The 13,132-nt window shown below is 68.6% G+C and carries 14 protein-coding genes; 8 read left to right on the top strand and 6 right to left on the bottom strand.

The window, feature by feature from the left end; genetic code table 11:
* The first annotated feature begins 6 nt into the window (after positions 1-6).
* On the top strand, positions 7-1,905 hold the full coding sequence (locus tag JGU66_22710) for a PAS domain S-box protein (GenBank protein ID MBJ6763591.1): 1,899 nt from the start codon (positions 7-9) through the stop codon (positions 1,903-1,905).
* A gap of 16 nt (positions 1,906-1,921) precedes the next feature.
* Here the strand turns inward: JGU66_22710 and JGU66_22705 are convergent, their stop codons facing one another.
* The gene (locus JGU66_22705; GenBank protein MBJ6763590.1) at positions 1,922-2,791 is read right to left on the bottom strand and encodes a general secretion pathway protein GspE; all 870 of its coding nucleotides are present in this window, start codon (positions 2,789-2,791) and stop codon (positions 1,922-1,924) included.
* Between the two features lie 311 nt (positions 2,792-3,102).
* On the opposite strand from JGU66_22705, the gene JGU66_22700 reads away from it, so the two are divergent.
* The 4 genes from JGU66_22700 (at position 3,103) to JGU66_22685 (ending at position 5,803) form a co-directional block, all read left to right on the top strand.
* Positions 3,103-3,837, top strand: a complete 735-nt coding sequence (locus JGU66_22700) for a MotA/TolQ/ExbB proton channel family protein (GenBank protein MBJ6763589.1) — start codon at positions 3,103-3,105, stop codon at positions 3,835-3,837.
* A gap of 105 nt (positions 3,838-3,942) precedes the next feature.
* Positions 3,943-4,431 (top strand): biopolymer transporter ExbD, encoded by a 489-nt coding sequence (locus tag JGU66_22695; protein MBJ6763588.1) that lies wholly within the window; start codon positions 3,943-3,945, stop codon positions 4,429-4,431.
* Positions 4,432-4,449: 18 nt separating this feature from the next.
* Positions 4,450-5,034, top strand: coding sequence for a biopolymer transporter ExbD (locus JGU66_22690; protein ID MBJ6763587.1), 585 nt, complete (start codon positions 4,450-4,452; stop codon positions 5,032-5,034).
* Between the two features lie 109 nt (positions 5,035-5,143).
* Positions 5,144-5,803, top strand: a complete 660-nt coding sequence (locus JGU66_22685) for an HAD family hydrolase (GenBank protein MBJ6763586.1) — start codon at positions 5,144-5,146, stop codon at positions 5,801-5,803.
* A 10-nt stretch (positions 5,804-5,813) separates the two neighbouring features.
* On the opposite strand, the gene JGU66_22680 is transcribed toward JGU66_22685, so the two are convergent.
* On the bottom strand, positions 5,814-6,938 hold the full coding sequence (locus JGU66_22680; protein ID MBJ6763585.1) for an acyl-CoA desaturase: 1,125 nt from the start codon (positions 6,936-6,938) through the stop codon (positions 5,814-5,816).
* Positions 6,939-7,370: 432 nt separating this feature from the next.
* Between JGU66_22680 and JGU66_22675 the strand changes: the two genes are divergently transcribed.
* Together JGU66_22675 and JGU66_22670 are read left to right on the top strand one after the other, a co-directional pair.
* Positions 7,371-7,574 (top strand): cold-shock protein, encoded by a 204-nt coding sequence (locus JGU66_22675; protein ID MBJ6763584.1) that lies wholly within the window; start codon positions 7,371-7,373, stop codon positions 7,572-7,574.
* Between the two features lie 94 nt (positions 7,575-7,668).
* Positions 7,669-7,851: a hypothetical protein gene (locus JGU66_22670; GenBank protein ID MBJ6763583.1), complete on the top strand. Its 183-nt coding sequence runs from the start codon at positions 7,669-7,671 to the stop codon at positions 7,849-7,851.
* A 90-nt stretch (positions 7,852-7,941) separates the two neighbouring features.
* Here the strand turns inward: JGU66_22670 and JGU66_22665 are convergent, their stop codons facing one another.
* Both JGU66_22665 and JGU66_22660 read right to left on the bottom strand, forming a co-directional pair.
* Positions 7,942-8,457 carry a hypothetical protein gene (locus tag JGU66_22665; protein ID MBJ6763582.1) on the bottom strand — a complete coding sequence of 172 codons (516 nt, stop codon included), beginning with the start codon at positions 8,455-8,457 and terminating at the stop codon, positions 7,942-7,944.
* A gap of 154 nt (positions 8,458-8,611) precedes the next feature.
* Positions 8,612-8,833, bottom strand: coding sequence for a hypothetical protein (locus JGU66_22660; protein MBJ6763581.1), 222 nt, complete (start codon positions 8,831-8,833; stop codon positions 8,612-8,614).
* Positions 8,834-9,037: 204 nt separating this feature from the next.
* On the opposite strand from JGU66_22660, the gene JGU66_22655 reads away from it, so the two are divergent.
* Positions 9,038-11,476, top strand: a complete 2,439-nt coding sequence (locus JGU66_22655; protein ID MBJ6763580.1) for an MASE1 domain-containing protein — start codon at positions 9,038-9,040, stop codon at positions 11,474-11,476.
* A gap of 16 nt (positions 11,477-11,492) precedes the next feature.
* Here JGU66_22655 and JGU66_22650 read toward each other — a convergent pair whose 3' ends face one another.
* Positions 11,493-12,074, bottom strand: coding sequence for a DedA family protein (locus JGU66_22650; GenBank protein ID MBJ6763579.1), 582 nt, complete (start codon positions 12,072-12,074; stop codon positions 11,493-11,495).
* A gap of 149 nt (positions 12,075-12,223) precedes the next feature.
* Positions 12,224-13,060: an alpha/beta hydrolase gene (locus tag JGU66_22645; protein MBJ6763578.1), complete on the bottom strand. Its 837-nt coding sequence runs from the start codon at positions 13,058-13,060 to the stop codon at positions 12,224-12,226.
* Positions 13,061-13,132: the final 72 nt, after the last annotated feature.

The raw sequence follows: 13,132 nt of genomic DNA, 5'->3' as shown, positions 1-13,132 counted from the left end.
CTCGCCATGCGTCGGACGGGTGGCGTCTCTCCCGAGTCCTTCGAGGCCTTCTTCGATGCGTTGGACGAGCCCGCCGCCATCTGCGACGCGGCCCTGCGCCTGACGGTCATCAACGAGTCCTTCCGTCGCTTCTGCGCGGAGCGAGACCTCACCCTGGAGCAGCTCACCCAGGCGCTCGCCATGGTGGATCCGCCCCTGGACGGAGCGACGTGCGAGGTGGAGCTGCCGCTGCCCGGTCTGCACGCGGTGGTGGTGACGCTGTCGCGGCGCGCGGAGACGGTGGCGGTGCGCGCGCGCACGGAGCCGGAGCTGGCGCGTGGCCGGCTGGTGATGGCCGAGCGCGCGCTGCTGGAGCAGGCACGCACCGAGGGCGTGCTGCTGGACCTGGGCCGCAGCGTGGCGGAGGCGGGCGGCGAGGAGGAACTCGTGGCCGCCGTGGCGCGCGGCGTGAAAGAGCTGTTCCCGGGTCGCGCGTTCTGCATCCGCATCGTGGATGCGCGGACGGGTGGGCTCACCTCGCTCTACGCCGAGGGCCGGCTGAAGGAGGGCGCCCACGAGCCCCTGGTCCTCTTCCAGCGCGCGGTGGAGAAGACGAACCTGGCCACCGCGGCGTTGCCGGTGGGCCGCGTGACGGTGGCGCAAGAGGTGCCGCTGCTGTTCCACGGGAGCACGCGCGCGGTCAGCGCGCCCCTGGTGGCCAGCGGTCAGCTCTTCGGGGCCATCAACATGGAGTACCCCGAGGGCTTCGACGCCGACGACGCGCATGACGAGCGCGTGCTCCTGCAGCTGGCCAATCAGGTGGCCGTGGCGGTGAAGAACGCGAAGCTCATCGACGAGCTCACGTTCGTGCGCAAGTACCTCGAGGAGCTGCTGGAGAAGGCCAACGCCCTCATCCTGGTGGTCAACCGGGACCGGCGCGTGGTGGTCTTCAACCAGGCGCTCAGCGCGCTCACCGGGCTGCGCAAGGATGAGGTGCTGGGCAAGGACATCTTCTCGCTCGTGCCCGAGGCCGAGCACATGCGCGTGGCACCCATCATCGCCTCGGCGATGCGCGGGGAGTCGGTGAACAGCTTCGAGACGCGGCTCCTCGCGAGCGACGGCGCCGAAGTGCGCGTGTCCTTCGCCACCTCCTCCATGCTCACGCATCACGCGGAGGTGGAGGGTGTCATCGCCATCGGGCAGGACATCACGGTGGTGAAGGAGCTGGAGAAGCGCATCATCCACGCGGAGAAGCTGGCCTCCATCGGTCAGCTCGCGGCCAGCGTGGTGCACGAAATCAACAACCCCATGACGGCCGTGGCCACGTACGCGGACGCGCTGCTCCAGCGTTCACGCACCACGCCCGGTGCCAACCCCGCGGACCAGGAGAAGCTGAAGAAAATCCTGGAGAGCAGCCACCGCATCCTGCGCTTCACGCGCGACCTGGTGAGCTACGCGCGGCCCGCGCAGGACCGGCCGGAGCGGGTGGCGCTCAACGCGGTGGTCGACATGGCGGTGGGCTTCTGCGAGCACGTGGTGACGCAGGCGCGCGTCAGCGTGCACCGCGACTTCGCCGAGCTGCCGCCGCTGTCCGCCGTGCGGGCCAACCTGGTGCAGGTCTTCGTCAACCTCATCACCAATGCCTGCCACGCGATGGCCCCCGGGGGCTCCGTCTTCCTCGCCACCCGCCGCGAGGAGCAGGAGGCCGTGGTGACGGTCCGGGACACCGGCACGGGCATCGAGGTGCGTCACCTCACGCGCATCTTCGAGCCCTTCTTCACCACCAAGCCGGAGGGGAAGGGCACCGGTCTGGGGCTCTCCATCTGCCAGGGCATCGTGGAGAACCACGGCGGGCGCCTCACCGTGCAGAGCACCGTGGGCGAGGGCACCACGTTCATCGTGCGGCTGCCCCTGCCCGTGGACTGAAGCGGGGCGGCGGGGCTCAGTCCTCGCCCGCCTCGTCATCCAGCTCGCGGGTGAACTCCTCCTTCGACAGCAGGCCCTTGCGCGCCATGATGCGCATGAGCGCCCAGAAGCGGCGCTCCAGTTCCTCCAGCCGCTCGGGCTCCTCGCGAGCCTGTCCGAAGAGGTAGTCCAGGTCGTCCAGCACGCCACCACCGCCGGAGCCGCGCGGGCGCGCGGCGGGGGCCTGCTCCCGGCGCTGCTTGCGCTGGGTCTCTCGCTCCCGGATGAGGTCCGCCAGCGAGGTGCGCTGGGTCTTCTCGCCCGCGGGCAGCTCCTCGCCGACGATGACCTCCTCGTCGTCCTCCTCCAGCACCGTCACGGGGCGCGCGACGGGCCGGGCCACCGCGGGCCGAGCCACCGCGGCGGGGCGCTCCGGCGCTCCGGGCCGGGGCGCGGAGGTCACGGGCACCTTGTGGTAGTAGCGGAGGATGGCGCTGCGCACCGCGGACAGCGCCGCCACGCGCGCGCTCACCTTGAGTCCGGTGGTGAACTCCATCTCCTCCACGGCCGTCACGTTGAGCGGATCGCTCAGCGCCACCACGAGCTGCCGGCGCCCGCCCACGCTCTCCAGTGCGAAAGGGAACAGGTCATGCTGCTCGCAGAAGCGGGCGCGCAGCATGTGCACCGCGGCCCAGTCTGGGGTGATCGCCGCCAGGTCCACCTGCGGGATTCCCAAGGCGTCGCTCAGCGCCTGCGCCAAGGTCGCCTCGGTGATGGCGCCCTGTGCGATGAGCGTCACCCCCAGTCGTTGCCGGGTCTGTCGCTGGGCGGCGAGCCCCGCCTCGAGCTGCGCGGGGCTGATCGCCCCCCGCTCCACCAGGAGTTCTCCAATGCGCTTCCGGGCCATGGTCCGCGCGCATACCATGCCCCGGCGCTCCTCCCCAGCCGCCGGCCATGCACTTGTCCGACGGTTGGGAATGCGCCAGCAGAGGTGTCCTCTGGTTCATGGACAAGAGGCACTTCAGCGCAAAATTCCTGTGAGATTTCAGGGTGTAACGCGGGCCAGGCTGCCTTGACACACCCTGGGGTGGTTCCTAGACTCGCGAGCACCGTGATTCTTTATTCCTGTCGTGGGCCCGAGTGGACGTCCACTGGGTTGGCGGCAGGCCGGAGCGGCCCGGGAGTCCGAGTCGCTCCGCCCATCGGAGGCCATCAGTGATGAACCTGGGGTTCGTGACCAATCTGCCCGTTCTGGCGAACGCGGGCGGCGCCAACGAGACTTTCATCGAGGAACTGGGTCGTCGTTGGGAAGCCGGCCAGGCCGGTATGTACCCCATCGCCATCTGCCTCGTCATCGCGCTGGCGATCATCATCGAGCGCAGCCTGGTGCTCTTCATGAAGTCCTCCATCAACAAGGAGGGCTTCCTGCGTGGCCTGAAGAAGCACATCTACGCAGGTGACCTGGACAAGGCCATCAACTACGTGGCCGGCCAGAAGTCCACGCCGCTGACCAACGTCATCAAGGCCGGCCTGATGAACGTCCCGAAGGGTGAGGACGAGGTCCAGGCCGCCCTCGACGAGGCCAGCCTCCGCGAGACGCCGAAGCTCGAGGCGCGCACGGGCTACCTGGCCATGCTCGGCAACGCGGCCATGCTCTCCGGCCTCCTGGGAACGGTGAACGGTCTCATCACCTGTTTCGAGGCCGTGGCGAACGTGAACCCGGCGGACAAGGCGACCATCCTCGCCAACGGTATTTCTGAAGCCATGAACTGCACGGGCTTCGGTCTGGTGACGGCCATCCCGGCGCTCATCGCCTTCTCCGTGCTGATGGGCCGCACCCAGGCCCTCATCAACGACATCAACGAGACCAGCGTCGCGGTGCTCAACCTCATCGTGGCCAACCGGGACAAGTTCAAGAACCTGAGCGTGCCGGTCTCCAAGGACGAGGAGTAGTCCGAGGAACCTGGAGCGTGGGCGCGCTGTCTGGAGTCCCGGTGGGTCTCTGATCGCGCGCCCTTTGTCGTTCAATCACCAGCACGGTCACAGGAGGATGTCGCCATGGCCGGCGGAATGGACCTCGGCAACTCGGGTAAGGGTGGCAAGAAGCCACTCGACGTTGCCATCAATCTGGTCCCCTTCATTGATTTGATGGCAGTGACCATCAGCTTCCTCATCATGACGGCCGTCTGGACCCAGATTGGCCGTCTCCAGGTGTCCCAGGCGGGAGGCGCCTCCACGGAGGAACAGCAGGAGGAGGAGAAGACCAAGACGGTCCAGCTCACCCTGCTCGTCACCCCCACGGAGCTGCGCCTCACCGCGGATCAGAGCGCGTTCGACCCCATTCCCATCACCCGGGATGACAAGGGCCGTCCGGACCTGGTCAAGCTGGTGGCGCGCTTCAAGGAACTCAAGGCGCAGTTGCCGGACCAGACCGCCATCACGCTGCAGACCGAGGACAAGGTCCGTTACGAGGACCTGGTCCGCATCATCGACGAGTGCATCGGATCCGGACTCCCTCAGGTGTCCGTCTCCGCGGCGATGGGCTAGGAACGGAGCCCACACACCATGGCCATCAAGGTTCCTGGCAAGCGGTACGGCAAGCGGCTCGAGCACTCCAAGGTCTTCGGCCACGGCGGTCACGGGAAGAAGAGCGGGTTTGCCGACCTGCTCATCACCCCGCTCGTCGACATGTTCGTCATCATCGTGCTCTTCCTCATCGCGAACTTCTCCGCGACGGGCGAGGTGCTGATGATGACCAAGGACATCCAGCTTCCCGAGGCGGCCAACGTCAAGGAAGTGGAGATGCACCCGGTGGTGATGGTGTCCAACGAGCAGGTCAGCGTCTCGGGCACCATCGTGGGTCGCGTGGATGACCTCACCAAGGACGAGTACCTCAACATCCCGGCGCTGGAGGAGCGGCTGCGGGACATGCGCAAGCAGTTCGAGGACCTCCACTCCATGGCGAACAGCACGGATGGCTTCAAGGGTGACGTGAACATCCAGGCCAACAAGGACGTGGAGTTCCGCATCATCAAGCGCGTGATGTTCAGCTGCGCCACCGCGGGCTACAACAACATCAACTTCGCCGTGCTCCAGCGCGGCGGTGCCTCCGCGGACGGCAAGCCCGCCGCGGCCCCCGCCAAGCCGTAGTCCGGCGACGTCGCAGTCCTTCAGGACGCCCTGGCCCGAGCGGGTCGGGGCGTTCGTGTTTCCACCCCCTTGAGACTTTCAGGGGAGTGCTTCAGGAGTCCCTCTCGCCATGCACCTGCGCGCCGTCCTCTTCGACCTCGACGGGACGCTGGTGGACTCGCTCGGAGACATCGCCTGGGCGATGAACCGCGCGCTCGCCCACCACGGCCTGCCCATCCACCCCGAGCCGGCCTACCTGCGCTTCGTGGGCGAGGGCGTGAAGCAGCTCGTCCGCCGGGCGGTGCCCGAGGGCCGCGAGGAGTTGCACGCGCCTGTCCTCGCCACCTACCACGCGGAATACGATGGCCACCTGTTCGACCGGACCCAGCCGTACCCGGGCGTGCACGCGATGCTCACCGCGCTGGCGCGGGATGGCGTGCGCCTGGGCGTGCTGAGCAACAAGTCGGATGACTTCGTGAAGCGGCTGGTGGAGCGGCTGCTGCCTGGCGTGGGCTTCGCCGCTGTCTACGGCGAGCGGGTGGGCGTGCCGCGCAAGCCGGACCCCACGGCCGCGCTGGCGCTGGCCGAGGAGCTGGGCGCGCGGCCCGCGGACTGCGGCTTCGTGGGGGACACGCCCATCGACATGGACACCGCGAGCGCGGCGGGCATGTTCTCCGTGGGCGTCACGTGGGGCTTTCGCACCGAGGCGGAGCTGCGCGCCCATGGTGCCCGTGCGGTGGTCTCCACCGCGGAAGGGCTCCTGGCGGCGCTGCGCACGGCCAGGAGCTGAGGCGAGGGGCCTAGGCCGCCATCGCGATGTTCACGCGCTCAGGAGCCGGCGAGGGCCGCTTCCCGAGCTCGCGCAGCGTGCGGTAGTGGGAACCGACCGCGTCCAGGAAGGTCTCGGCCTCGGGGTAGGTGAGCCCGTGCTTCAGGGCCGTCTCCCGCACGATCTCGCTGATGGCCGGGTAGTGCACGCTGCACACCTTGGGGAACAGGTGGTGCTCGATCTGGAAGTTGAGCCCGCCCACGTACCAGCTGAGCAGCTTGTTCTTCCGGGCGAAGTTCGACGTCGTCTGGAGCTGGTGCACCATCCAGGTGTTCTCCACCTTGCCGCTCGCATCCGGCAGCGGGTGGCGCGTCTCCTCCACCACGTGCGCGAGCTGGAAGACGATGCCCAGGATGCCCCCCGCCGTCAGGTGCATGGCCAGCAGGCCAATGAGGAACTGCCACCAGGTGACGTCCAGCACCAGCACCGGCACCACCAGGGACCACGTGTAGTACACGGCCTTCATCGCGAAGAGGATGGCCCACTCGGAAGCCGGGTGCTTCTTGCCCTTGTAGGGGCCCAGGTCCTTGGCGAGGAAGTATTTGTAGTCCTTCACGAAGACCCAGAAGATGGTCGACAGGCCGTAGGCGAAGAACGCGTACAGGTGCTGCGCGCGGTGGTACGGCTTCCACTCCGCATGCGGTGACAATCGCAGCTGCGGGCTGACCGTCAGGTCCTCGTCCACGCCGATCAGATTTGTATAGGTATGGTGGATGACATTGTGGGTCAGCTTCCACATGTACCCATTGGCGCCGAGCAAATCGAACACGAGCCCGGCGGCCAGGTTCACCCGGGGGTTGTCGCTGTAGGCCCCGTGGAGGCCGTCATGGGCCACGGAGAAGCCCAATCCCGCGATGCCCACGCCCATCACCACGGCCATGCCAAGCATTGCCCAGGGGCCAAAGGCGTTCGTGAGCAGGAGGCCGTAGGTCCCGAAGGTCAGGCCCAACAGCACGAAGGACTTCACCACCATGGCGGTGTTGGCCTTCTGCGACAGGTTCCGACTCTCGAAGTACTCCGCGACGCGGCGCTTCACCTCCTCTCCGAAGTGAGTGGCGTCGCCGTGGGCAAAGGTCACGCGGGCAGGGGTGGTCACTGGTAGAGACGCCTCACTGGAGAGGGACTGCGGGACGAGGGGGTGGACGCGTCGGTTCGCGCCCGTGGCGGGAGGATACGGCACTTCGCGCCAAAGTGTTTACCAGCAGGAACATTTCTAATTCTTTCCATCGGGCTCGCTCGGCTGTCCGGTGGTAGACGCAAGGCGCAGAAGGGCGAGCAGGCAGGCGCTTGTTCCAGGGGCGTGACGCAAGTGCGTCAGGCGTGCGCGGAATGCCCGAAATGAACGGTTCGCGAAGCGTGTTTCCCGAATCGACCACGGCTTGACATCCACGCGGGGAAATCGAGTTCGGGGCGGGTTCCTGCCTCGACTTCACACCCGTTCGGGGTTAGAGCCTCGGTCGACGCTTCGTCACGGGAGCGGGCAGACTGGCGATGAACGCCCTAAGAGCACTGGCAAGGAAGCAAGATTATGGCGAGTGGTACCGTGAAGTGGTTCAACGATGCGAAGGGGTTCGGCTTCATCACGCAGGACAGCGGTGGCCCGGACGTGTTCTGCCACCACACTGCGATCCAGGCTGACGGATTCCGCACCCTGGCCGAGGGCCAGAAGGTGGAGTTCGACGTGAAGAAGGGCCCCAAGGGCCTGCAGGCGGAGAACGTCCGCCCGGTCTGAGCCTCAGGGCTCGGCTGCACGTCATGCATCCGCGAGGCCCGGCTTCCCTCGAGGCCGGGCTTCTTTTTTGCTCCTCATCCTCCGGGAGGGTCCCATGCAGGGAAGGTCCACGAAGCGTCAGAAGGAATTGGCGCGACAGCAGCACCAGCGAGAGAAAGAAGCGAAGAAGAACGAGCGCGCGAAGGAGAAGTCGGAGCGCCCCACGCGAGGAGTGGGGGAAGAGGATCCGGATATCGCCGGAATCGTCCCCGGGCCGCAGCCGCCGCTTGAGTACTGAGCGAGCCGTGCTGCCCGATGCGCGAGTGCCGGCCGTCAGCCCCCAAGGGAGCTGACGCCGGCCCACGCCGCGCGACTCACGGACGCACGGTTACTGCTTGTCGATGGAGGTGGCGACGTTCTCCACCTTGCCGTCCTTGTGGTGCTTCACCTCGAAGCTGGTGCGCACCTCCTCGCCCATCTGGAAGTCCTTCTTCAAGTGGGACTCGATGCGCTCATCCTTCTTGAGCTTCTTGCCCGCCAGCTGAGTCTCGTGCGTCACCTTCACCGGAATGGCGACGCCCTTGTCGCCCTCCAGGAAGAGGCTGTCGGACGACATCCCGAGCACCTTGGCGGTCATCTCCTTCTTTTCGCCCTGCATGGAGGAGCCGCTCGGCGCGGTCGCGCTGGCGCCCCCCGTGCCCATGTTGGGGTCCGAGGGCATCTGGCTGCTGCCGGAGCCGCCCATGCCCTGGTTGGCCGTGTCCTTGGCCGTGTCCTTGGCCTGGTTGGCGCTGTCCTGCGCCTGATTGGCGGCATCCTGCGCCTTGTCCGTCATGTCCTGCGCCAGCGCCGTGCCGCCGAGCATCAGCCCCGTGAGCAGTCCCACCGTCGTCAGCTTCCGCAAGGTCGTCCCTCCTGATGCGGCGACAGGTGTCGCCAGTCAGCAGGATGGGCACCGGCATTGCGCCGCGCCGCTCGCGCCTGCCCGGCCTCCCCCGACTTTGGGGAGGCCCGCGGCCCGGCCTCCCCCGACTTTGGGGAGGCCGGTGGTGCGTGCGTCAGGCGATGCCGAAGCGCTGCTTCTCCCGGGCCTCGGCCCGGTTGAACGCCGTGGCCGCGGCGATGATGTGGCAGATCCAACCCAGCATCCCACCCGTGCCTATCCAGAAGCCCGGCGTGATGATGAGCCAGAAGACTCCGCGCAGAATGTCCCCATTGTAGATTTGCCCCACGCCAGGGATGAGGAACGACAGCAAGGCAGCCATTCCAGGACGCGACATCGTTCGTGATCCTCCTTGCTCTCTTCTACGGACCCGGCCCCCATCCATTGCACGCGGGTGGACAGGGCGCGCTTGCCTGCCTGCTGACTGGAGGGCAGGTGCAACGTTGATGCACCCCGGCTAGCATGCGGCGCGTTCTACCTGTCGGGTCATACGGCGGGGGGCGCGGGGGGACGCGTCATCAGCGAGCAGCGGCAGGCAGTCATGTCGGCGTGGAGACGGAGCGGCCTCGTGCAGGGGCTCGCGCTGGCGGGGGTGTATTTCGCCTCGGCCCGACTGGGGCTGTCGCTGTCCACGGTGAGCGGCAGCGTGAGTCCGGTGTGGCCACCCACGGGGGTGGCGCTGGCGGGCCTGTTGCTCCTCGGCGTGTCGCGGTGGCCGGCCATCTTCCTGTCCATGTTCGCCGCGTCGTGGCTCAACGACGCCTCGCTGCTCACCACGCTGGGCATCGCCACCGGCAACACGCTGGAGGCCGTGCTGGGCGCGCTGGTGCTGCAGCGGGCCGGGTTCTCCCGAGAGCTGGCGCGGGTGCGGGACGTCGTCGTGCTGGGGCTGGGCATGGCGGTGTGCACGTGGGTGAGCACCGTCATGGGCACCGTGAGCTTGTGGCTCGGGGGCGTGCTCCCCCTGGCGGGCTTCGCGCACGCGGCCTGGGTCTGGTGGGTGGGCGACCTCATGGGCGCGTGGGTCGTGGCGCCCTTGCTGCTCCTGTGGCTGGAGGGGCGGTGGACGCGGCCTTCGCGCGAGGCGTGGGTGCTCGCGGGGCTCACCGGGTTGATGTGTGTCGCCGTCTTCCTCACGGGGCGCGTGCACTCCAGCACCCACGCGACGGCCTTCCTCTTGTTCCCGTTGTCGGCCTGGGCTGCGCTGCGCTTCGGGCCTCGCGGAGCGGCCACCGCGACGCTGCTCATGTCGTCGGCGGCCATCGTGGGCACGGCGCGACGGCTGGGGCCGTTCACCTCGGGGGACGTGACGGAGGACCTGTTGGTGCTCCAGCTCTTCGTGGGCGTCACGTCGCTCACGAGCATGCTCCTGGCCGCGAGCACCGCGGAGAAGCGGCGCGCGGCCGAGCAGTTGGAGTTGCTCGCCACCACGGTGCGCGGTGTGCACGAGGGCGTCCTCATCAGCGAGGTCGTCACGCCGGGCGAGCTGCGCACCGTCTTCGCGAATGAGGCCTTCTGCGAGCTGCTGGGGCGCAAGCCAGATGAGGTGCTGGGGCGATCGCCGCATTCGCTGCACGAGGCAGCGGACGAGGACTCGCAACGGCGCATCACGGATGCGCTGTGCGAGGGGCGCTCGGTGCGCGCGGAGGTGTCGCTCGCGCGCCCTGATGGCGGACGCGTGCGCAGCGAGATGCAGCTGTCCCCCGTGCGCGCGACCGGCGCCGAGGTGACGCACTTCGTGGCCACGCATCGGGATGTCACCGCCACGCAGGAGCTGCAGTCGCGGCTGGTGGCCGCCGAGCGCGTCGCCGCGGTGGGCATGCTGGCCGCGGGCGTGGGGCATGAAATCAACAACCCGCTGGCCTATCTGGTGCTCAACCTGGAGGCAGCGGTGCGCAGCCTGGGCGAGGGCAGCCTCCCGGGCATGCGGGACGCGCTGGGCAGCGTCCGGGGCGCGCTGGAGGGCGCCGAGCGCATCCGGCTCATCGTGAAGGACCTGCGGGTGTTCAGCCGCCAGGGAGACCCGGACCGCGCGCTGGTGGACCTCAACGCGCTCGTGCCTCCCGCCGTGCGCATCATCAGCCATGCGCTGCGCCACCGCGCTCGGCTGGTGGAGGAGTTCGGGCCGGTGCCCAAGGTGCTGGGCAGCGAGGCGCGGCTGGGACAGGTGCTCCTCAACCTGCTGGTGAACGCGATGCAGGCCATCCCGCAGGGCACCCCCGCGCTCAACGAGGTGCGTGTGCGCACGAGCACGGATGCCTCGGGGCGGGCCCGCGTGGACGTGTCCGATACGGGCAGCGGCATCCCCGCGCAGGTGCTGTCGCGCATCTTCGACCCGTTCTTCACCACCAAGTCCAACGGCGAGGGACAGGGACTGGGGCTCGCCATCTGTCAGCAGATTGTCCGGGCCCATGGCGGCGAGCTGCAGGTGAGCAGCGAGCCCGGGGCGGGCTCGGTGTTCACCATGTTGCTGCCGGCGGCGCCCGCGCAGGCTGCGATTGCGTCCAGGCCTGGGGCGCGGGGCCATGGCGCCCTGGAGTCGTCACGGCTCACGAGCGGCGGGCGACGCGGGCGCGTGCTCATCGTGGATGACGAGCCGCGGCTGGCGCAGTCCATGCGCTTGTTGCTGGAGCCCTACCACGACGTCGTCACCACCACGCGCGGCAGCGAGGCCATGGCGTTGGTGTCGGCGGGGCACCGCTTCGACATGGTGCTGTGTGATTTGCAGATGCCGGAGACGGATGGCATCGGCGTGTACCGGCACCTGGCCACGATGGCGCCCGCGCTGGCGGCGCGCCTCGTGTTCATCTCCGGCGGGGCCTACACGCCCGCGGCGCGCGACTTCCTCACCGAGGTCCCCAACCGGGTGCTGGAGAAGCCCGTGCGGCCGGAGGTCTTGCTGGCCGCGGTGGAGGCCGCGCTCACGGGCGAGTCCACCGCGCTTGATTCAACGGTCGTGGCGGTGAGCGCTCGGCACTGAGCGAAGCGGGAGTGGCTCAGACGCGCAGCCAGCGGCGCGCGGTGGGGCCAAAGAAGCGCATCACGCCACCCACCAGGAAGAAGCGCACGGTGCGGCCGATGATGGCCGCGACGATGAAGCGCTCCAGCGGAACGGACACCAGCCCACTTCCGATGGCGACGACCTTGAACGGGGTGGGCAGCACGCTGCACAGCAGCGACAGGACCCAGAAGTTGCGGCCGAGCAGATCGCCCACGGTGCCCGAGACGCCGAAGCGGTCCACGCGCATGTTCAGGTCGATGTGCAGCCACTGGGTGATGCCCTCGCCCATGAGCGAGCCCAGCCCATAGCCAATCATTCCACCCACCAGACTGGCCACCGTGCCGAGCAGGCAGTAGCGCACCCACTTCTTGGGCTGCGCCAGCACCATGGGCACCAGCACCGCGAAGGGCGGGATGGGGAAGATGGAGCCATCCACTACCGAGACGAGCAGCATCACCGCCACGGCATGGGGCGTGGAGGACATGGCCTCCACGCGCAGATAGAGGCGGCGATACCAGGACAGCTTCTGCGGGCTGGCCGTCGTGGCGGAAGGGGTCGAGGTCGTGGGCTGCGACATGCGGGGGCGCACCCTACCGGAACCTGGGGCGGTTGCCACCGCCCGTGCGTCAGGACCCGTCCGCCCGGTCGGCCTGCCTGTCCGCTTCCCCTGTCGGCGGTGTGACACGAAAGCGGGGGACCCGGCCGACCGAGCGGTGCGTGAGAGGCTCAGTGGGCCTGGGTGGCGCTTCGTTCCGCGGAGTCGAGCAGCCTCTGTGCGCAATCCTCGGGCTGGGTGAGGGGGTACAGGTGGTCCGCGTCCGGTACGCGCTCTCGCGTGGCGTGGGGGAGCAGGGCCTGGAGTCGCTCGCCACAGCGGTGGGCGGAGGCCGTGCTGGCGGTGCCGACGAGCAGGCGCACGCGAAGCTCCGAGCCCAGTGCGCGCAGGGCCTCCGGCGTCCCTGCTCCGGCCAGCGCCTCGGCGACGAGCGGGCCCGGCTCATCGAGCAGCTCGGATTGACGTGTGGGCGACAAGCGCTCGAAACCCGTGGGTCCCTCGGCGCGACGCGACACCATGTCCCAGAAGGCGCGGCGTGCTCGGCGCGGCTGGCGCAGTCCGTTCCACGCGAGCATGGCCAGGAAGTCCACCCGTGCGCCTGGGGTGCTGTCGCGGCTGGCGCCGAAGGGCGCTTCATAGACCACGAGCGCGCGGGGCGCGGTGCCTCGCAGCGCCGCGGCCTCGAGGGCAATCAGTCCACCGCTGCTCCAGCCAAACACAGTCGCGGGCGCGTCGAGCGTAGACAGGACGCATTGAAGGTCCCGTGCATGGCGGGCCAAGGACAGGTCGCGGCTCTTGCCGAGGGTGCTCGTGCCCCAGCCGCGTCGGTCGTACAGGAGGACGCGGTTCGTGTTCGCCAGCGCCTGGGCGAGCGGCCACAGCGCGCGCGCGCCCATTCCCGTGCCGTGGACGAGAACCACGGGCGCGCCCTCGCCCAGGACGTGGAGGGACAGGTTCGCGCCGTCGTCGGTGGTGAGGCTGGAGTCAGCAGACAGTGCCGCGTTCATGCGCGACATGCTGCATGAGCGCGCGCGCATGGACGGGACCTTTCGCGAGGTCGGCGTGTTTCTTCAGGGCGC

This window comes from Myxococcaceae bacterium JPH2, from assembly GCA_016458225.1.
GTDB lineage: Bacteria > Myxococcota > Myxococcia > Myxococcales > Myxococcaceae > Citreicoccus.
This window is presented reverse-complemented; position numbering and strand designations above follow the sequence as displayed.